Origin of the sequence: Streptomyces zagrosensis, from assembly GCF_014203645.1 — a bacterium.
Lineage (GTDB): Bacteria > Actinomycetota > Actinomycetes > Streptomycetales > Streptomycetaceae > Streptomyces > Streptomyces zagrosensis.
On sequence record NZ_JACHJL010000012.1, the window covers coordinates 21,924 to 42,224 of the forward strand.

General features: G+C 70.8%; 16 protein-coding genes. 7 read left to right on the forward strand and 9 right to left on the reverse strand.

The window, feature by feature from the left end; genetic code table 11:
* Positions 1-208: 208 nt before the first annotated feature.
* On the reverse strand, positions 209-5,182 hold the full coding sequence (locus tag FHS42_RS21920) for an Lhr family ATP-dependent helicase (protein ID WP_184574855.1): 4,974 nt from the start codon (positions 5,180-5,182) through the stop codon (positions 209-211).
* Positions 5,183-5,306: 124 nt separating this feature from the next.
* Between FHS42_RS21920 and FHS42_RS21925 the strand changes: the two genes are divergently transcribed.
* From FHS42_RS21925 to FHS42_RS21935, 3 genes are all read left to right on the forward strand, one after another.
* The gene (locus tag FHS42_RS21925) at positions 5,307-6,206 is read left to right on the forward strand and encodes an AraC family transcriptional regulator (RefSeq protein ID WP_184574536.1); all 900 of its coding nucleotides are present in this window, start codon (positions 5,307-5,309) and stop codon (positions 6,204-6,206) included.
* Positions 6,207-6,580: 374 nt separating this feature from the next.
* On the forward strand, positions 6,581-7,387 hold the full coding sequence (locus FHS42_RS21930) for an AzlC family ABC transporter permease (protein ID WP_184574857.1): 807 nt from the start codon (positions 6,581-6,583) through the stop codon (positions 7,385-7,387).
* Complete coding sequence (locus tag FHS42_RS21935; RefSeq protein WP_184574538.1) at positions 7,384-7,692, forward strand: AzlD domain-containing protein; 309 nt, start codon at positions 7,384-7,386, stop codon at positions 7,690-7,692. The genes FHS42_RS21930 and FHS42_RS21935 overlap by 4 nt, the downstream gene beginning before the upstream one ends.
* Positions 7,693-7,941: 249 nt before the next feature.
* On the opposite strand, the gene FHS42_RS21940 is transcribed toward FHS42_RS21935, so the two are convergent.
* Positions 7,942-8,886 carry a hypothetical protein gene (locus tag FHS42_RS21940; RefSeq protein ID WP_184574540.1) on the reverse strand — a complete coding sequence of 315 codons (945 nt, stop codon included), beginning with the start codon at positions 8,884-8,886 and terminating at the stop codon, positions 7,942-7,944.
* A gap of 79 nt (positions 8,887-8,965) precedes the next feature.
* Here FHS42_RS21940 and FHS42_RS21945 point away from each other — a divergent pair, with 79 nt between their 5' ends.
* The 4 genes from FHS42_RS21945 (at position 8,966) to recX (ending at position 12,699) form a co-directional block, all read left to right on the forward strand.
* Positions 8,966-9,160 carry a DUF3046 domain-containing protein gene (locus FHS42_RS21945; RefSeq protein ID WP_184574542.1) on the forward strand — a complete coding sequence of 65 codons (195 nt, stop codon included), beginning with the start codon at positions 8,966-8,968 and terminating at the stop codon, positions 9,158-9,160.
* Between the two features lie 166 nt (positions 9,161-9,326).
* On the forward strand, positions 9,327-10,691 hold the full coding sequence (locus FHS42_RS21950; protein WP_312866995.1) for an AI-2E family transporter: 1,365 nt from the start codon (positions 9,327-9,329) through the stop codon (positions 10,689-10,691).
* A 229-nt stretch (positions 10,692-10,920) separates the two neighbouring features.
* Entirely contained in the window at positions 10,921-12,066 is a 1,146-nt protein-coding gene (gene recA / locus FHS42_RS21955) for a recombinase RecA (protein WP_184574546.1), read from the forward strand.
* Positions 12,067-12,069: 3 nt separating this feature from the next.
* The gene (gene recX / locus FHS42_RS21960) at positions 12,070-12,699 is read left to right on the forward strand and encodes a recombination regulator RecX (protein WP_184574549.1); all 630 of its coding nucleotides are present in this window, start codon (positions 12,070-12,072) and stop codon (positions 12,697-12,699) included.
* A gap of 270 nt (positions 12,700-12,969) precedes the next feature.
* Here the strand turns inward: recX and FHS42_RS21965 are convergent, their stop codons facing one another.
* The 7 genes from FHS42_RS21965 to FHS42_RS21990 all read right to left on the reverse strand — a co-directional run bounded on the left by FHS42_RS21965 (position 12,970) and on the right by FHS42_RS21990 (position 20,282).
* The gene (locus FHS42_RS21965; RefSeq protein WP_184574551.1) at positions 12,970-13,398 is read right to left on the reverse strand and encodes a rhodanese-like domain-containing protein; all 429 of its coding nucleotides are present in this window, start codon (positions 13,396-13,398) and stop codon (positions 12,970-12,972) included.
* Positions 13,395-13,871: a cupin domain-containing protein gene (locus tag FHS42_RS21970; RefSeq protein ID WP_184574859.1), complete on the reverse strand. Its 477-nt coding sequence runs from the start codon at positions 13,869-13,871 to the stop codon at positions 13,395-13,397. The genes FHS42_RS21965 and FHS42_RS21970 overlap by 4 nt, the downstream gene beginning before the upstream one ends.
* 300 nt (positions 13,872-14,171) lie before the next feature.
* A complete protein-coding gene (locus tag FHS42_RS39175; protein WP_376772665.1) occupies positions 14,172-14,510 on the reverse strand; it encodes a putative leader peptide in 339 nt (112 codons plus the stop codon).
* Between the two features lie 544 nt (positions 14,511-15,054).
* Complete coding sequence (locus FHS42_RS21975; protein WP_184574552.1) at positions 15,055-16,848, reverse strand: FAD-dependent monooxygenase; 1,794 nt, start codon at positions 16,846-16,848, stop codon at positions 15,055-15,057.
* Between the two features lie 841 nt (positions 16,849-17,689).
* Positions 17,690-18,613 (reverse strand): amino acid ABC transporter permease, encoded by a 924-nt coding sequence (locus tag FHS42_RS21980; RefSeq protein WP_184574554.1) that lies wholly within the window; start codon positions 18,611-18,613, stop codon positions 17,690-17,692.
* The gene (locus tag FHS42_RS21985; protein ID WP_184574556.1) at positions 18,610-19,260 is read right to left on the reverse strand and encodes an amino acid ABC transporter permease; all 651 of its coding nucleotides are present in this window, start codon (positions 19,258-19,260) and stop codon (positions 18,610-18,612) included. The genes FHS42_RS21980 and FHS42_RS21985 overlap by 4 nt, the downstream gene beginning before the upstream one ends.
* Positions 19,261-19,379: 119 nt before the next feature.
* Positions 19,380-20,282, reverse strand: coding sequence for a glutamate ABC transporter substrate-binding protein (locus FHS42_RS21990; protein ID WP_184574558.1), 903 nt, complete (start codon positions 20,280-20,282; stop codon positions 19,380-19,382).
* Positions 20,283-20,301 lie beyond the last annotated feature (19 nt).

A 20,301-nucleotide genomic window follows, 5' to 3' on the forward strand; every position in this document is an offset into this window, starting at 1 on the left:
GCCTTGTTGACCGGGCCGGCGCCCGGTGCCTGCGCCTGCTCTTGGTCTCGCGACGGTGAGGCAGGGCCCGGACGTCGGGAGACGGTGCCTTGGCGGCAGCCTCGTTGGTGCCTGGTGCCTGGTGCCTGGTGCCTGGTGCCTGGTGCCGCTGGCTAGCTGGCCCGGTGTTGGGTGGGCCGGGGCCGCGGTCTGCGGTGCCGGTGTGGCGTCATCGTGGTGAGCGCAGTCGCAGCCCCCGGGGTGTGGCGTGGAAGCCGGCGGCCTCCAGGGTCGCGCCGAACGGCGAGGACAGCGCGGGCACGCCGTTGATCCGCTCGACCGTGATGGTGCCAAGGGCGCCTGCGCGTGCCGCGGTGGTCAGCGCCTCGACCGCGTGGGTCAGCCGGAAGTCCTCGGCCTCGGGCGGGCCTGAGCCGGGCCCGTAAGCGGCAGAGGGCGGCGTGGTGCGCTCAGGGGAGGAGGGTTGCGCCTCGGGCGTGGTGGGCCAGATGAGGAGCGTTTTGCCGCCGCGCTCCATGTAGAGCACCAGAGCGCCGTCGGCCAGGACGACCAGCGAACCCGCCTTGCGGCCCGGCTTGTGCGTAGCGCCCGCCGGCGGGTCGGGCCAGCCGAGCGCGGCGCCGTACGCGTTGGCGGGGTCGGCCGCGGCCAGCACGATGGCCCGCGACGCGGCATCGGGGTGGCTGCCGGTGCTCATGGCGCTGCCGGGGCCTGGGGTGAAGGCCGCCGCGCCGAGAGCTACCGCCGAGGTGCGCTCGCGGGCCGTACCGACCGCGCGCAGCCGGTCCACCGCCCCGTCCATCGCGAACTGCGCGGCTCCCAGCCCCTCCACCACATAGCCACGCCGGGCCTGGCCGCTCTCCTCGAAGACGGACAGCACGCGGTACGCAGCGGCGAATCCGCCCACCACGCCCTCCGCCGCGACCGCGCCACGCGTCACCACACCATGCCGATCGAGCAGTGTGCTGGCCAGCGCGTGCGCCCGGTGCGTGGGGTCGGCAGCGCGCTCCGGCAACAGCGACCAGCGCCCTGCCACGGTGGGCGGCCCGCCCAGCGAAGCAGTGGGGCGCGCCGCGCGCCCGCCGTAGCCCGCGGGGCCCGACAGGGAGCCGTACCGACCGCGGGGGACCGCACGCTTGGCGCGGTGGGCCGTTGCGCCTGCCGTACGTCCCGAGCCGAGCAGGGAACGCAGCGGGGCGACGGTGTCGTTGGTGATCCGCCCCGACCAGGCCAGGTCCCAAAGGGCGTCGGCGATTTCGGCGTCGCTCCCGGGCGCCGCCTGGGCGAGCCCAGCGGCCCGCACCTGGTCGGCGATCTGACGGAAGAACAGTCCATAACCGCCAGTCAGGGTGCCCAGTACCGCCTCATGGAGCGGGGATAGTTCCAGCGGGCGTGGCTCGGGGAGTAGTAGTGGTGCGGCGTCCGCCAGATACAGCGCGACCCAGCCGTCCTTGCCGGGCAGTGCACCGGCGCCGGCCCACACCACCTCACCGGCCACGGTGAGCTCGTCGAGCAGCGCGGGGGAGAACTGCGCCACCCGGGACGGCAGAACCAGCTTCTCCAGCGCGGAGGCCGGCACGGCGGCGCCCTGCAATTGCTCGATGGCGCGCATCAGGCCGTCCACGCCGCGCAGTCCGGCGCCGCCCAGATGCTGCCACTGTGGCAGGAACGCGGCGAGCGTAGTGGGCGCGACCGGCTCCAGTTCGTGCCGCAGCGCGGCCAGGGATCGCCGCCGCAGCCTGCGCAGTACCGCAGCGTCGCACCACTCCTGGCCGATGCCGGCGGGGTGGAACTCGCCCTGGACCACGCGGTTGTCGGCAGCCAGCCGGTGGAGCGCGCCATCGGTGACGGCCGTGCCGAGGCCGAAGCGGGCGGCGGCGTCGGCGGAGGTGAACGGCCCGTGCGTACGTGCGTACCGGGCGAGGAGGTCACCCAAGGGGTCTCGCACCGGTTCGGTGAAGGCCTCAGGTACGCCCACGGGCAGCGCCGTGCCCAACGCATCCCTGAGCCGCCCCGCGTCCTCGATCGCTGCCCAATGGTGGCGGCCCGCGATCCTTACTCGGATGGCGCGGCGGGCCGACTCCAGCTCGTGTGCCCACTCGGCTGCCGCTCCGCGCTCCGTCAGTTCCTCTTCGGTGAGCGGGCCAAGGACGCGAAGGGCGTCGGCGACGGCCTCCGCATCTTTGATCCGGCGGTCGTCGCTGAGCCAGGCCAGTTCGCGCTCCAGCTCCGTCAGCACCTCCGCGTCCAGCAGTTCCCGCAGCTCCGCCTGGCCGAGCAACTCGGCAAGCAGCCGGGAGTCGAGCGACAGAGCGGCGGCCCTGCGCTCGGCAAGAGGTGAGTCACCCTCGTACAGGAACTGTGCGACGTAGCCGAAGAGCAGCGAGCGGGCGAATGGCGAGGGTTCGGGCGTGGTCACCTCGACCAGCCGCACCCGGCGCGCCTCGATGTCACCCATCAGCTCGGTCAGCCCCGGCACGTCAAACACGTCCTGGAGGCATTCGCGAACGGCCTCCAGGACGATCGGAAACGAGCCGAACTCGCTCGCCACCTGCAACAGTTGCGAGGCGCGCTGACGCTGCTGCCACAGCGGGGTGCGCTTGCCGGGGCTGCGCCGGGGCAGCAGCAGCGCACGGGCGGCGCACTCGCGAAAGCGCGCGGCGAAGAGCGCGGAGCCGCCCACCTCGTCGGTGACCACCTGCGCCACTTCCGCCTGGTCGAAGGCGATGTCCGCCGCGCCGACGGGGGACTGCTCGTTGTCGTAGACGGTGCCACGGTCGGGCGCCGGCGCAGTGCCGGGGGCCGCCGCGCCTGGTTCGGCGGCGCCCAGCTCCGCTGGCACCGGTACATCGAAGAGGTCGAGGCCCAGGAGGTCGGCGTCGGGCAGCCGCAGCACGATGCCGTCGTCGGCGTGCATGACCTGGGCGTCCATGCCGTACCGCTCGGACAGCCGGGCGCCCAGGGCCAGCGCCCACGGGGCGTGCACCTGCGCACCGAAGGGGGAGTGGATGACCACTCGCCAATCGCCCAACTCGTCACGGAACCGTTCGACCACGATCGTCCGGTCGTCCGGAACATGCCCGCATGCCGCGCGCTGCTCCTCCAGATAGGCCAGCACGTTGTCGGCAGCCCAGCGATCGAGGCCGGCGGCGGTCAGCCGGGCCCGGGCGGCGTCCGGGGTCAGGGCGCCGACCTCCCGTAGGAACCCGCCCAGGGCGCGGCCGAGCTCCAGTGGTCGCCCGAGCTGGTCGCCCTTCCAAAAGGGGAGCCGTCCTGGCACACCGGGCGCGGGTGTCACCAGCACCCGGTCCCGTGTGATGTCCTCGATCCGCCATGACGTGGTGCCCAGGGTGAACACATCGCCCACCCGGGACTCGTAGACCATCTCCTCGTCCAGCTCGCCCACTCGCCGCCCGCCGCCCTTGCCGCCGCCGGACGCACCGCTGGACGGTTCGGCCCCGGCCAGGAAGACTCCGAACAGGCCACGGTCGGGAATGGTGCCGCCGGAGGTGACGGCCAGCCGCTGCGCGCCGGGCCGGCCGGTGATGGTGCCGGCGACGCGGTCCCACACCACCCGCGGCCGCAGTTCGGCGAAGGCGTCCGATGGATAGCGGCCCGCGAGCATGTCGAGCACGGCCGTATACGCCGAATCGGGCAGGGTCGCGAACGGGGCCGCCCTGCGCACGACGGCCAGCAGCTCATCGACGTCCCAGGTGTCCATGGCTGTCATGGCCACCAGTTGCTGGGCGAGGACGTCGAGCGGGTTGGCCGGGACGCGCAGCGCCTCGATGGCGCCGCTGCGCATGCGCTCGGTGACGACCGCCGCCTGCACCAGGTCACCCCGGTACTTCGGGAAGACGACGCCGGTGGATACCGCGCCCACCTGGTGGCCGGCGCGGCCGACGCGCTGGAGCCCGGAGGCCACCGAGGGCGGCGACTCGACCTGAATGACCAGATCCACGGCGCCCATGTCGATGCCCAGCTCCAGGCTGGAGGTGGCGACCACGGCAGGCAGTCGGCCCGCCTTGAGGTCCTCCTCCACCAGGGCCCGCTGCTCCTTGGAGACCGAGCCGTGGTGCGCCCGGGCCAGCACCGGCGGCGCGCCCTTGGCCGCGCCCGACTCGGCCATCAGCTCGGCGGGCGCATGGTGCTCGGGCAGCGGCTCCCCGGTGGACCGTTCGTATGCGATCTCATTGAGCCGGTTGCAGAGTCGCTCGGCCAGCCGACGAGAGTTGGCAAAGACGATGGTCGAGCGGTGCGCCTGCACCAGATCGGCAATCCGCTCCTCCACATGTGGCCAGATCGACGGACGCTCGCTCTCCTGGCCTTGTCCCTCCCGCACCGGCGAGCCGCCCAGCTCGCCCAGATCCTCCACCGGAACGACCACCGAGAGGTCAAACTCCTTGCCGGACGGCGGTTGGACGATTTCCACCTTCCGGCCGGGGGAGAGATAGCGCGCCACCTCCTCCACCGGGCGCACCGTCGCGGACAGGCCGATCCGTCGCACCGGGCGGGCGTGCCCCGCTGCCCCGCCGGTGACCGCACCGCGCAGGGCGTCGAGCCGCTCAAGGGACAACGCCAGGTGCGCGCCGCGCTTGGTCCCCGCCACTGCGTGCACCTCGTCGAGGATCACCGTCTCGACGCCGGCCAGGGCCTCCCGTGCGGCGGAGGTCAGCATCAGGAACAGCGACTCGGGGGTGGTGATCAAGATGTCAGGCGGCCGGGTGGCCAGCGCGCGGCGCTCGGCGGCGGGGGTATCACCAGAGCGGATGCCCACCCGTACGTCGGGCTCGGGCAGCCCGAGCCGCACCGCTTCGTGCCGGATGCCAGTGAGCGGGCTGCGGAGATTACGTTCCACATCCACCGCGAGGGCCTTCAGCGGCGACACGTACAGCACCCGGCAGCGCTTCTTCGGCTCCGCCGGCGGTGGTGTGCTGGTGAGTTGGTCGAGCGCGGCCAGAAAGGCGGCGAGGGTCTTTCCCGAACCGGTCGGCGCCACCACCAGCACATCCGAACCCTCGCCGATCGCCCGCCAGGCCCCGGCCTGGGCGGGGGTGGGCGCCGTGAACGCTCCCGTGAACCAGCCACGGGTCGCCGCCGAGAAGGCGCCCAGCGCCTCGGCGCAGGCAAAATCGCCGCCCGGGTCATCGGCCCCCGTCGGTTCGCCGCGCTGCTCGCTCATCGCCATGCCACCCATCGTGCACCGCACCACTGACAATGGGCCGAAAGGCCAGGTCAGCGGTGGGTTGCGGGGCTAGAGGTCGGTCGGATCGCGGGCCTCGCGGGACCACACGCACAATGGGGGCATGGAGGAGCGGGAGCGGGCGCGGCACTGGAGCTATGCGGAGCTGCCGGACGTGGACCTCCTCAGTGCTCGGTACATCCAACACGCGTTCCCTCAGCACACTCACGACGGTTACGTCATAGGAGCGATCACCGGCGGGGTCGAGGAGGTGCGGCTGCCGAGTGGCGTGGAGCGGATTGGCCCCGGCGGCGTCGTCATGATCAACCCTGATGTGGCCCACACGGCGCGCGCCGGGGTACCCGAGGGGTGGGCGTATCACGTCCTCTACCCGGCCGCCGACATGGTTGCCGACATCGCGGCAGAGATATCCGCGGTCCGCGGGGCGGCGTGGTTTCGCGAAACGGTCACCGAGGACGCCGAGGCTGCGCAGCTCATCATGGCCGTGCACCGCGCGGCGGAGCGGGGCAACGCGCTGGCCGCCGACACGGTGCTACGCGAGGCCATCGCCCGGCTGCTGCGCAGGCACGGCGGTGCGTTTCCGCCGCGTACGGAGCATGCCACCGGTGCGCGGACTGCTGCTCGTGCCCGGGACATCCTGGAGGCCCGGATGTCCGCCCCGCCCACCCTCACCAGCCTCGCCACCGAACTCGGCACCAGTTCCTTCGCCTTGCTCCGCGCCTTCCGTGCGACCTACGGAATGCCCCCGCACGCCTGGCTGACCGACGCCAGGGTGCGCCGTGCCCGCCGGCTCCTTGAGGCAGGCACGGCCCCCGCAGAAGCGGCCACCCTGGTCGGCTTCACCGACCAGCCGCACCTCAACCGCCACTTCGCGCGCATCGTCGGCGTGCCCCCCGGCGCTTACCGGCGGGAGCGATCAAGGGCGCGAGAACGCACACGAGCGGGCACGCAAGGGGAACCGCAACGAGGGGAACCGCAAGAACGTACAAGACAGTCCCCGTAAGCGGCTCATACGTTGCTGCGGTGGTCGAACAAGCGGAACGCGAGGAATGGCAGCGCCCCACGGGGCGAGCGAAGCGTACGAGGGGCACAAAAGACGCAGGGGGTACGGGGCGCGCGAGGGGTGCGCGGGAGGACGCGAAGCGGACGGAGCACGGGGCGTGGGAGGCGGCGCACGGGGCGCGGGGCACGGAGCGTAGGGCTGGCCCTTCCGGTACGGGGCACGGGGCGCCGGAGGCGGAGCAAGGTGCCTGGGGCGCGGTGCACGGAGCACGGGGCGTGGCGCGTACGGAGGATGGCCGGCGCGGTGCGGACGGGGGCCCCACTGCGGGTGGCCGCTCGGGCGCGGGCGGTGGGCGCGGCGCCGGCGACGGCGAGATCAGTGACGGCAGCGACGGTGGGCCCGTCGCTGACAGTCGAGCGGTGGTGCGGGACGCGCTCGGCGTCGGCGTCGCGGTCGGGCTGTCAGGGTTTGCCTTCGGAGTGACGTCGGCCGGCTCCGGGCTCAGCTTGGCGCAGACCTGCGTGCTCAGCCTTCTGGTGTTCACCGGAGCCTCGCAGTTCGCACTCGTCGGGGCCCTGGCCGCGGGCGGGAACCCATTGACGGCCGCCGCCGGGGCGTTCTTCCTCGGCGTGCGCAACGCCTTCTACGGGCTGCGGCTGTCACAACTACTGCGACTGCCCCGCTCCGTCCGGCCGCTTGCCGCCCATTGGGTCATCGACGAGACCGCCGTCGTCGCGCTCGCCCAGGGAGACCGACGCAGCGCCCGCATCGGCTTCACCGTGACCGGAGCGACTCTGTACGTGCTGTGGAACCTCACCACACTGATCGGCGCACTTGGCGCCTCCGCGCTCGGCGACCCCAACGACTGGGGCCTGGACGCCGCAGGGCCCGCGGTCTTCCTCGCGCTGCTCGCCCCGATGCTCAGCAACACCATGGAGCGGGTGGTGGCGGGCCTGGGGGCCGTACTCGTCCTGGTCTGTGTGCCGCTGCTGCCCGCTGGAGTGCCGGTTCTGGTTGCGGCACTCGCCGCGCCGATCGTCTTGGCCGTACACGGCCGCCGCACCGCTGGTTCCGGTGAGTGCGCTGGGCCCTCCGGTTCCTCCACGGGGGCCGCTGCCGACGCCGTGGCCACCGACACCGCCGTGGACACTGCCGACGTCATCGAAGGAGAGCACCGTTGAGTACCTGGACAGCCATCGGGGTGACGGCTGCCGGCTGCTACCTGGTGAAGCTGCTCGGCCTGTCCGTTCCCTCCGGCGCGCTGGAGCGCCCGACCGTCAAGCGCTTGGCCGCCCTGTTGCCGGTCGCATTGTTGGCTGCCCTGATCGCCCAGCAGACGTTCAGCACAGCACACACGCTGGTCATCGACGCCCGCATGGCCGGGCTCGGCGCCGCGGCGCTCGCCCTGGTACTGCGGGCCCCGTTCCTGCTGGTGGTCGCGGTGGCGGTGGCGGTGACAGCGCTGGTACGAGCCATGGGCGGCTAGGGCCGATTAGCCCGCCCCGTGCCCCGTGCCCCGTGGCGCCCCCTGCTCCGTGGCCCCGTGCCCCGTGCCCCGTGCTCCGTGCTCCGTGGCTCCGTGCCCCGTGGCCCCGTGCTCCGTGGCTCCGTGCTCCGTGCCCAGTGGCTTTGCGCCTCGCGTGCCCCGTGGCCCCGTCGTCGGTGACGGGGCCACGGAGCAGAGCACCGCCCCATGCCCACGCGGTTGCGCGCCAGCGTGGCTCTGCCCGAGTCGTCAGCCGAGCTCCCGCCCGTACGCGCGCAGCGTGAGGAGTGCATCGACGGTCACCATGGGGCGGCACTCCAGCGCCGTGCCGGGTGCCCACTGTCGCCAGTTGATGGGCCAGCCGCCGTCCTCCTGTTGCGCCGACGCAAGGAAGCCCAACGAGTTCTCCAGCTCCGCATCGGAGAACCAGGAGCGGGCCACGGAGCGAGGAGTGCGCGCGAAATCGTGGGCGAAATGGTGCTCCCCCGGGGCGTACCCCTCGGGCACCGAATGACCGGCGGCCCTCCAGGGGTCGAGTACGACGAGGCCCCGTTCCCGTACGTGGGTGCCAAGCCGCTGCGCGACCGCGGTGGCACGCTCCCGGTCCGGCACGCAGTCCAAGAAGGTGACCGCGGCAATGACCTCGTACGGATGTGTAGGCGCACCGTCTGCCAGCGACTCCACGGCTGACCAGCAGAAGTCGGTGGCCCGGAACAGCCAGGCGTGCCACACGCCGCCCCGGTGCAGCAGCCCCGCCACCGGGCCGGTGGCGAGCAGGTCGCTCGGCGGATTGTCCACCACGGGAATCCATGGCGCCGCCGGATAGCCACGCAGCGAGGGATGGAGTGCGGGGAGCGCACCGGCGGATGTGGAGATCAGGGTCAGATAGCGGCACACCCGCTCCATGGGTTGCCCGCCGCAGCGACCGATCTCGTCGAGTACCCGCAGTGCGTGCGCGGTGTGCAGTGGTTGGCTGACGGGGCCGCGCAGGTCTGGCTCCAGGGCGTGCCCGTACCCGCCGTCGTCGTTGAGGTACGCGGCCAGTGCCGTCTCCACCGCATCGGCGGCGCTTTCCAGCCCATCGGGCTCGGACAGGAAGTGGTACACGAACCTGCGTTGTTCCAGCACGCGGGCGGTGAGCCAGATGAAGTGCTCGGCACGGGCGAGGGGCGAGGGGGTGGGTGCTGAGTCCATCCCCTGACCGTAGGACCGCAACGAGCGCCCGGCGCCGGATGTGGCGTGGCTGCACTCTCAGGGGCGCGATACTGGGCGTATGCGGTTGACGGTCTTCTGGCAACGAATGGCGGATCACTTCGGTGAGGCGTACGCCGACTCATTCGCGCGTGACCACGTGATGTCTGAGCTGGGCGGCCGGACGGTGCGCGAGGCACTGGATGCCGGCTGGAGTGTCAAGGACGTTTGGCGCGGGGTGTGTGCGGCCGTTGACGTCCCGTACGAGAAGCGTTGACCGGGCGGACACACTGGGCCCCAGGGCCGACTGTTGAACACGAACATGACATAGGCCCGTGCGAAGTCGTGCCGGCCGCATGCGCCACACTTACTCCGTGCCAGTGACAGAAGACACCACCCAGGAAGAGATCCGCCCGAGCCCGCGTGACGCGGCGAGCGGGCGCATGCCCCGCTGGCTGCCCCGTGCCATGGTGCTTGCCCTCTCGCTGGTGGCTTGTTTTCAGTTCGCCAGTTGGGCCTTCCACGAACTGACGTCACTGCTGCTCAACATCCTGATCGCCTTCTTCCTCGCGCTGGCCATCGAGCCCGCGGTGGACTGGATGGCGGCTCGTGGCGTGCGTCGGGGCCTGGCCACGGGGCTGGTCTTCCTCGGCGTTCTCATCGCTGTCGCGGGCTTCTTCGCCTTGCTGGGCTCGATGCTCGCCGGCCAGATGGTCACCATGGTCGAGGACTTCCCGAAGTATCTCGACAAAGTGATCAGTTGGGTGAACGACACCTTCCACACGGAGCTTTCCCGAGTCGAGGTGCAGGACAGCCTGCTGCACTCGGACTGGTTGCAAAAATACGTCCAGGACAGTGCCAACAATGTCCTGGACGTCTCGACGCAGGTGCTTGGTGGCCTGTTCAAGGTGCTGACGGTGACGCTCTTCGCGTTCTACTTCGCCGCCGATGGCCCGCGCCTGCGCCGTGCTCTGTGCTCCGTGTTGCCGCTGCACCGGCAGACCGAGGTGCTGCGGGCCTGGGAGATCGCGGTCGCCAAGACCGGCGGTTACCTGTACTCGCGCGGCCTGATGGCCCTGATTTCCGGCATCGCGCACTACGTACTACTGGAGATACTGGGCGTGCCCTACGCCCCTGCGCTGGCCGTGTGGGTGGGCCTGATCTCGCAGTTCATCCCCACCATCGGCACCTACTTGGCTGGCAGCCTGCCGATGCTGATCGCCTTCACCGTCAATCCCTGGTACGCGGTGTGGGTGCTCGGCTTCGTTGTCATCTACCAGCAGTTCGAGAACTACCTGCTTCAGCCGCGCATCACGGCCAAGACGGTGGACATCCACCCCGCCGTCGCGTTCGGCTCCGTGATCGCCGGTACCGCGCTCCTCGGTGCGGTTGGCGCGCTCATCGCGATTCCGGCGACCGCCACGTTGCAGGCGTTTCTCGGTGCGTACATCAAGCGGTACGAGGTCACCGACGACCCGCGCGTACAGGGTGGCAACCGCAAGCCGAAGGGGGAATCGAGGCTGGCGCGGGCACGGCGTGCGCTGCGAAGAGGGGGCAGTCAGCCGGCCCTGGGAGCGGATGCGGAAGACGGGGCGGGCGCAGCGCTCGCCGCGCCCGCCATCGTGGGCGCAGGGGATTCTGCGGCGGCGGGTGGTGCGGCGACTGTAGGTTCTGGGGCCGCGAGTTCTGTGGCAGTGGGTTCGCCCGGGGCGGTGGATGCCGCCGCGGTGCCGGAGGCGTCTGGAGATGCGCCCGCGGTGGGGCCGACTGCGAAAGAGCCGCTTGGAGGACCGGTCGGCGAGGGCTGATCGCGCGGGCCGCGTGTCGTGCGCGGCCCTGTCAGTGGCCACTGGGAGAACGCGCGGGCGCCGGGTGTGGCTTGACACAAAAATCGAACATACATTCTCATGGGGTTGTTGGCTGGCGGTTCCGCCTCGGGTTATCCACAGATGGGGAGGGTGTCCGGGCCGATTGTCAGTGGCAGGCGTTAGCGTCATGGACGTGAAGCGATCGACTCAAGCAAATCGGGTGGAACCCATGGCAGGAACTGACCGCGAGAAGGCGCTGGAAACCGCGCTCGCACAGATTGAACGGCAATTCGGCAAGGGTGCCGTGATGCGTATGGGGGACCGGCCGAACGAACCCATCGAGGTCATCCCCACTGGATCGACCGCCCTCGACGTCGCCCTGGGGGTCGGCGGCCTGCCGCGTGGACGTGTGGTCGAGGTGTACGGGCCGGAGTCCTCCGGCAAGACCACCCTCACCCTCCACGCCGTGGCCAACGCGCAGCGGGCGGGTGGCACCGTCGCGTTCGTGGACGCCGAGCACGCTCTGGACCCCGACTACGCGCAGAAGCTTGGCGTGGACACGGATTCCCTGATCCTGTCCCAGCCGGACAACGGCGAGCAGGCGCTGGAGATTGTGGACATGCTGATCCGCTCCGGCGCGCTCGACCTCATCGTCATCGACTCTGTGGCGGCGCTGGTCCCGCGCGCGGAGATCGAGGGCGAGATGGGCGATTCGCACGTCGGCCTCCAGGCGCGGCTGATGAGCCAGGCACTCCGCAAGATCACCAGTGCGTTGAACCAGTCCAAGACCACCGCGATCTTCATCAACCAGCTCCGCGAGAAGATCGGCGTGATGTTCGGCTCCCCGGAGACCACGACCGGCGGCCGGGCGCTGAAGTTCTACGCATCGATCCGGATCGACATCCGCCGGATCGAGACGCTCAAGGACGGCACGGAGGCAGTGGGCAACCGCACCCGCTGCAAGGTCGTGAAGAACAAGGTCGCGCCGCCCTTCAAGCAGGCCGAGTTCGACATCCTCTACGGTCACGGCATCAGCCGCGAGGGCGGCCTGATCGACATGGGCGTCGATAACGGCTTCGTCCGCAAGTCCGGCGCTTGGTACACCTACGAAGGCGACCAGCTCGGTCAGGGCAAGGAGAATGCCCGTAACTTCCTGAAGGATAATCCGGACCTCGCTGACGAGATCGAGAGGAAGATCAAGGAAAAGCTCGGCATCGGTGTGAAGCCTGTAGCGCCAGTCGTAGAGCCGGCGGCCGACAGCGCGGCGCCTGCCGTTGCCGATCCCGCCACCTCCGCGAAGACCGTTCCGGCACCGGCACCAGCACCGGCTGCCAAAGCGACCAAGACATCCAAGGTCGCCGCGGCCAAGAGCTAGCCGATGACCCGGCGAAGCGATTGGTCGGACAACGACGGCGCGGATGGACAGGACAGCGACGACCTCAGCCCGTCGAGGGCCGGGCGGAGGACGCCGCGTGGGGGGCAGAAGGAAGGCCCCAGCACCATGGAGCCCGGTGAGCAGGCGCGAGCAATATGCCTGCGTCTGCTCACCGGGAATCCACGCACTCGCAAGCAGCTCGCCGATGCCCTGCGAAAGCGGGACATCCCCGACGACGTTGCGGAGGAGGTGCTGTCCCGCTTTGAGGACGTTGGGTTGATCAACGACGCCGCCTTCGCCGATGCATGGGTGGAGTCCCGGCACCACAGCCGAGGGCTCGCTCGACGGGCCCTGGCGCGGGAGCTATGCACTAAAGGGGTGGACTCCGCAGTCATCGATGACGCCGTTGGCCAACTCGACGCAGAGCAGGAGGAGCAGACCGCCCGCGAACTAGTCGAGCGCAAGCTGCGTTCGACCCGTGGCCTCGACCGGGACAAGCGCATCCGGCGGCTAGCCGGAATGCTGGCCCGCAAGGGCTACCCCGAGGGCGTGGCTCTGCGCGCGGTGCGGCGCGCGCTGGAGGAGGAGGGCGAGGACTGCGAGCTCCTGGAGCACCAACTGCCCGAGAGCTGAGCCTACGACTGGGTCGAGCCCGCTGTCTGCCCCGCGTCCGTGTGGGGCTGCGCACGGCCTGCCTCGCGCCCGTACCGTCCCTAGCCTGCTGCGGCTAGGGCCCGACGGCAGGTTCGGATAGAGGGACCGCTGGACAGGAGCTGTCCTGGGCACAGTCACGGCGCTACCGGGCCGCGCCCGCGTACAGCGCGTGAACGCCGAGCCCGATCCCCAACCGAGAGGCCCGGCGAGCGCTGGAAGGCTGCCGGCTTCCTCGGGTGCGGCAAGGGTCTATTTCCCGATGGGCCGCGCTGGGACGGACGCACCTTCGTGGCGTATGGGGAGCCCGGCCGCGCGCCATGCCTGGAAGCCGCCAACAAGATCGGTGGCCTGGGCCAGGCCAAGCTGCTGGAGGGAGACGGCCGCGAGGCTGGAGGCGTATCCCTCGTTGCAGATGACCACGGCATGCAGATCGTGGCCGGTTGCCTCGGGCAGCCGGTGGTCGCCGTGCGGGTCGAGCCGCCACTCCAATTCGTTGCGCTCCACGATCAGGGCGCCGGGGATCAGCCCGTCACGGTCGCGGAGTGCGGCGTAGCGGATGTCGATGAGCGCGGCGCCTCGCTCTGCTGCCTCGGCGGCTTCGCGGGGGCCAAGCCGTTTGAGCTGGGCTCGGGCCCGGTCGAGGAGTGTGTCAATGGTGGTCGGTGGGCGCTCGCTCATGTCCACTCCCCAGGCTGTTCGACCTGCTCAAGGCGGAGTACCGGGCCCGTACGGCTGTAGCGGCGCATCAGCGGAAGCGGGGGGTAGTAGGCGTGCACCGAGATTGCGTGCGTACGCGGGGAGAGGTTGAGCACCTGGTGAACATGGTGCGGACCGAAGGAGCGGCCCTTGCCTTCGGTCAGGGCGCGTTCGCGGTCTACCCCCTCGGCGAGTTCCAGCGTCTTCCAGCCCTCGGTGGGCAACTGGGCGGCGAGTGACTGCTCGATCAACTTGCCGCGTGCGGTGGCGAAGGCGCCGTGCGAACCGCCGTGATCGTGCCAACCGGTGCCGGTTCCGGGCGGCCAGCCGATCAGCCACGCTTCGCTACCGCCCGGTCCCTCCAGCCTGATCCAGGTACGGCCCTCGGGGTCGAGCGGCAGTGCGGCGATCAAGTCGGTGTCGGTCGCGGTGCGACGCACGAAGTCGAGCAGCACGGGAAGGGAAACACCGCTGGAACGGGTCGGGTGGCCCGACGACGGACGGGAGGTGGGGCGGAAGAGGGTGGCGGGCGCCGGTGCGAACTGGCTCGGCAGGGAGGCGTTCGGTACGGAGTGGGGCGGCGCGGCGGTGTCTGGCGCGAAGGTGTCTGGTGCGGCGGGGAGCGGGGGGCTCGCCGTGGCCGTGAGGGCGTTAGCAGAGCCGGTGGCAGGGCTGGCGGAACTGGGTGACACAGTGACCGTCCTGAGAGATCGCGAGGGCGCGCGGCGAGGCATCGCGCGGAAGTAAGGGGCGAATCAGCAGGACGGCTGACACACGCAGCCCGCGTAGCGCAGGAGGTCCATATGAACCCTCCGCCACAGGTGCGAGCCGGTGTCAGACATGGTTCGGAGTAGACCACCTCTCCCGCCTATGGTCAACAGCGGACAGGGGCACGGCCGCACACCCCGATGCCCCCACGCCGTACGCTCCGGGGCGACCGATCCCGCGCAGGGGCGCGCTGGCAGCGCGCGAGAGCGAACCAGGCGCCCTGCCGGGTGGCGGCGTGATGGGGGGGGACTTGCTACGGGCGGTGGCCGAGGCGGCGGGGCTGCGGCCTGCATGGGGCGCGGGGCGGTGGAGCCGGCACGGGCCATGGAGCACGGGGCCGCGAGGTACCTGTGACGGAGCGCGGAGCGCGGGGCACGGGGCTACGGAGCCGCCGGACCGGCACGGTGCACGGGGCCGAGCCTGCAAGGGGCCGGGGCACGGACCCGCTGGGGCACGGGGCTCGGCGCACGGGGCTAGGGGGCCAACACGGGGCACGGGGCTGGGGGCCGGCACGGCGCATGGGGCTACGGAGCCGCCCGACCGGCACGGTGCACGGGGCGCCGAGTGATGAGGGGCCATGGGTGCGTGGCAGCGGTTCGATGGGCGGGGCCGGTAAGTGTGCGATGGCGCACTGGCGGGGCGGGCCGATATGGCGGCTTAGGGAGCAGCCCGCAGCCCGCTGGCGCGATCGTACGGTCCGTACAGTCGCCTTGGGCGAACGGCCGCGTACCGCTACCGGCCCGTAGCGAGGTCGGTCGGCAGCGGACGCGGGCCATGCCGGTAGCGGCCAGGCCAGGGCCGGTAGCGGCCAGGCCGGCTGGCCCTGTGCTGGCCTGGCCAGGGGGTGGACCCCGGCCAGCGCAGGGGCCGTCAGGTCGGGCTGGGTGCGGGGGCCTGTAGGAGGCCGCCGCGTGCCGCGTCCGCGCATGCGTACAGCTCCGCGGGGCGCACCCCGGCCAACGCCGCTACCAGATGGCCATCCGGCCGGACCAGCAGCACCGTGTGAGCGGCGGCCCCCGGATAGCTCTCCGTGACCAGGAGTTCGGCCCGTACCGGCAGCGCCGTGACCGCCGCGGCGAGGCGGGGCATCAGCCCGGCGCTCACCCAGTGCCGCCGCTCCCATACGCCGGTGCCGGGGGCGACCAGCAGCACGAGGAACTCGCCGCCGAGCCGGTCACGGAGCCGGGTGGTCAGACCGGTGGGTGTCATGACCGGCACATCGGCCACGGGGGCCCCGGGCACGGTGCCCACTGGTACCGCGCCCTCCGGCGGAGTGGCCGGCGCCAGCGGACCGCGCAGATAGGCGGGGGGCGCACCGAGGTGCCCGAGGCCCGCATAACCGTCGGTGAGAAGCGCATCGTGGTTGCGCACGGCGCCGGGCAGTACGGACCGGCGTACGGCGGACCAGCCGCCGGGCGCACGGACCTGGGGCAGCACCTGATCGGCCGCCCGCAATCGGCCGCCGACGGCGGCGCGCCGCTCCGCCTGGTAGCTGTCGAGCAGCGGGTCGGCGGCGCCGTGGTGCCAGGCCAGGGCCAGCTTCCAGGCGAGGTTGTCCACATCGCGGAGCCCCTCGTCGAGCCCTTGCGTGCCGAGCGCCCCGATCAGGTGTGCGGCGTCACCTGCCAGGAACGCCCGACCGACGCGCCAGCGGCGGGCGAGTCGATGGTGTGCGAGGTAGACGCCGGTGTCGAGCAGTTCGTACGGGGGGACGGAGCCGCACCAGCCGGTCAGGGTGTCCCGCACGCGGCTGAGGAGTGCCTCGGGCGTCACCAGGTCGCGGCCCGGGGGCAGCAACCAGTCGAGGCGCCAGGCGCCGCCTAGCAAGGGCCGTGCTGTCACTTCGGTGTCGGCGCCGCGCCAAGGCGGCGTACGGTGCAGCAGGCCCTCACCGGGGAAGGGGAGGTCCGCCCGTAGGGCGGCCACGGCGTGCCGTTCCACGGCCGTGCGGCCGGGGAAGCGCACCCGTAGCAGCTTGCGGACTGTAGAACGGGGCCCGTCGCAGCCGATCAGATAGCTGCCGCGCCACCAGATGCCCTTGCCGTCCGCACGGCCCAACGCGGCGGACGCATCCGCGTCGGACTCGTCTGCGGGGTCGGCGTCGCCTATCGGCGCCGTGTCGGGCACGTGCTTGGTATGTGCACTGACGCCGGTCTCGTCCTGTTCTATGACGTCCAGACGGCCCCCCGAGGCGATGTGCACCAGTCCGCTGCCGGTTTGTTCGCAGTACGGGGCCAGCGCGGCGCGGAGCGAACGGGTGAGCACGTGTTGGGGCAGATGCAGCGGTGACGCGACACCCGGCGTCTCGCCCGGGCCTGCCTCGCCATGTGGCGAAGGGCCCGTCAACGATGCGTCAGCGGTACCGTTCTCGGGCTTCCATGGGCTGTCGAAGACCACCTGACGGACCGTCTGGCGCCGCCGCATGGTGCGCCAACCGGTCCAGCGTGCCCCGGCGTCGCCCGCAGCCGCGCACCCCAGACGGCTGAGCATATGGGCAGTGTCTGGGCGAAGGATGGCGGTGCGGGCGGGGCGCTGCTCGTCGGCACGCGTGCGCCCTGGCCCAGGGCCTTCGTCGAGCAAGACGACGGGGATGTCACGTCGGGCGAGGGCCAATGCCAGCGTGAGCCCGACGGGCCCCGCACCGACGACGATCACCGGGTCCACAGCGCGGCTCCCTCATCCCTGCGGCAGGTATGGGAACTGGCGGCGATAGGAGCCCGGTACGCGATCACAGAACGTATGCAACCCATTGCGGGTGCCATCGTCAAGTGACGACAGGGGGCACGCGGGGGCACGTAAGCCCATGTCCGGGCCGACGATATACGCCCAGTACAGGGCCGGATACGCCAGCGTTGCGACGCGTCCGTCCGAGACCCGTGCAGAGTGCCGTACGGCCCGGTGTTCTGTGTTGGGCGTTGGACGCTGGCTTCGCGCCCCGTGCTCCGCCCCGCCCCGTGCCCCGTGCTCCGCTCCGTGCTCCGTGCCGGCCCGGCCGTGCTGGGTGTTGGCTCCGTGCCCCGTGCCCCGTGCCCCGTGCCCCGTGCCCCGTGCCCCGTGCGCGGATACTGGCCCCGTGCCCCGTGCCGGACGCTGGCCCAGTGCCCCGTGCCCGACATCGGCCCCCTGCCCGCACGCAACCGGGCCTGCTTGCCCCGTAACCCCTTCACCGCGTCCCGTACGTGCGGTTGAGCAGCCCCGTCCGGCGCCGTGCGGCGGGATGTTGTGCGGCGCGTCCCAGCGGGCCCGATCCGTTCCTGCCCGGCCTCGTGCGCTCTGCGGCGCGTTGCGCTATGCCGTGGGGGCGAAGGGGCGCGCCGCACCTCATGCCTTCGGCGCTTTGGGCGCCGCATCTCGGATGCGTAGGCACGTAAGCGCCCCGCCCCCTTGTGTGGTGGCACGGGGCGGGGCGCTGGAGGTGGTTCGCGACGGCAGGCGGGGAATGGAGTACGGAGTACGGTGCGCGCCGTCCGGTCGCGAGGTTGGGGTGCGCGGGTGAGGCGGGGCGTCAGTCGGTCTTCGGGCCCTTTTGAGGGCCGCCGTCATCGTCCGGGCGTGCCTTTGCGCTCTGCGATGGGTTGACCATCACGGTGGCACTGCCGGCTGCGAGAGCGGCCGGTGCGCCCTTGCGGCTGCGCTGGGTGCTTCGCTCGATCCAGGTGGCCAGGGAGGACAGGGCCAGGCACAGCAGGATGTAGATGGAGCCGAAGACGATCACCATCGGAATGAAGGCGTAGACACCGTTCTCCGGGGGAGTCCGCTCCGCGAAGGCCTTGCCGACGTAGAGCAACTCCTCGTAAAGGATGATGAACCCGAGCGAGGTGTCCTTGAGGGTGACCACCAGCTGGCTGATGATCGAGGGCAGCATGGAGCGCACTGCCTGCGGTACGAGGACGTTCGTCATCACCTGCGTCTTGCGCAGCCCAATGGCGTACGCGGCCTCGCTCTGCCCCCTGGGCACCGCGTTGATGCCCGCGCGGAAGATCTCCGACTGCACCGAGCCGTTGTACAGCGTCAGCCCGATGACCAGTGCCCACATGGGCTGGGTTTCGAAGTACGCGTAGTACAGCAGGAAGATCATGATGAGCAGCGGCATGGCGCGGAAGAACTCCACGACCACCGTCGTCGACCACCGTACCCACCGGTGGTCGGAGAGCCGCCCCGCCGCCAACGCTGCCCCCAGTGCGAGGGAGAAGACCGCCGCGAGGGCGAAGGTCTTCAGCGTGGTCAGCAGGCCCTCGATGATGCGGTCTTGGGTATTCGCGTACTGGTAGTCGTCCCACAGGCCGGCCTGGAACTGCCCGGTGTGGTCCAACCGGTAGATGATGAAGGCGATCAGACCGAGGACCGCGGCGATGGAGATGACGCCGTAGACGCGGTTGCGCCTGCGGGCCTTGGGGCCTGGGACGTCGTAGAGAACACTGGCACTCATCGGGCCACCGCCATCCGGTTCTCCAGCAGCCGGAACAGGCCGCTGAGGGTGAGCGTGATGATCAGGTAGCAGATCGCGATCCACAGGAAGATCACCAGGATGTTGTAGCCCGCATCCGCGTTGAGCTCCTTCTGCAAGGCGCCCAGTTCCATGACGTCAAAGCCGGAGGCGATGGCGGAGTTCTTGGTGAGCGCGATGATCAGGCTGCCGACCGGGGGTATCGCGGTACGGGCCGCCTGCGGGAGCACGATGTGGCCCAGGGTCTGGCTGAAGGTCATCCCGATGCTGCGCGCCGCCTCGGCCTGCCCGACCGACACCGTGTTGATGCCCGACCTGACGGCCTCGCAGATGAACGCCGACGTGTAGCAACCCAGGGCCATCACCGCGAGCCAGAAGCTGTCCCAGCCCTTGAGCCCGAGCGCGGGCAGACCCAGCGTGACGATGAGGAACAGAAGCACCAAAGGGGTGTTGCGCAGCAGCGTCACCCACACGGTGCCAAAGACCCGCAGTGCGGGCACCGGAGACACCCGGAAGGCCGCGATCAGGATGCCCAGCACCAGGGCCAGCAGCGTGCTGAGCGCCGTCAGTTCGACGGTTTTGAGGAAGCCGTCGCGGAATGCCGCGAAGTTGTCCGTCAGTACGTTCAAGTCAAGTCTCCGGAGGTGAGCATGGCGACCGGGGGTGTATGCGGCGGGTGGGCCGCACGGGGGCCCTCGCCGCGCCGCGGACCCCCGGCCGCTCAGGCGTCAGCCGTCGTGGGGGCGGCTCAGTAGCGATCGACCTTCGGCGGCGTGGGGGCCGCGACGCCGGACTTGCCGAGCGTGGCGTCGTACGCCTTCTTCCAGTTGCCGTTCTTCTGGTGCACCTCGATGGCCTTGTTGACCGCCTCGCGCAGCGCGTCGTCGCCCTTCTTGAGGCCGACGCCGTAGGGCTCCTGGGAGAACGGCTTGCCGACGACCTTCAGCCCGTCGTTCTGCCCGGCGTAGCCCTTGAGGATCGAGTCGTCGGTGGTGACCGCGTCCACCTGGCCGTTGTTGAGGTCCTGCACGCAGAGCTGGTAACCCTGCTGGGCCTTGGCCTTGGAGACGCCGTACTTCTTCTCCTTGATGCGCTTCAGCGGCGTGGAGCCGGTGACGGAGCAGACCTTCTTGCCCTTGAGGTCCTCCGGGCCCGCGATGTCGCTGTCCTTCTTGACCAGCAGGTCCTGGCCCGCGAGGTAGTACGGGCCGCCGAAGTCAACCTGCTTCTTGCGCTCATCGTTGATCGTGTACGTACCGAGGTAGAGCTGGACGCCACCACTGGAGATCTGGGTTTCGCGGGCCTCGGACGGGACCGTCCTCCACTCGATGTGCTTCTCGTCGAAGCCGAGTTCGGCGGCGATCATCCGGGCGACCTCGACGTCGAAGCCGGACCGCTCTTTGGTGCTCGGGTCCTCGTAACCGAGGTTGGGCTGGTCCGCCTTGGTGCCGATCGTGATGGTCTTGCCCTTGACCTTCGACCAGACCGGCGAGTCCTTCACATCAGCCGCGGAGTTGACCTTGTAGGAGAGCTTCGGAGCGTTTTTGTCCTTCTTGTCCTCGTCCGGGCTGCCCTCCTTGCCGCATGCCGTCGCCGTAGCGGTCAGGGCCAGTACGACGACCGCCGCCGCGGCAGTCTTGCGGAGCTTCATGGTGAACATCCTTTACGTC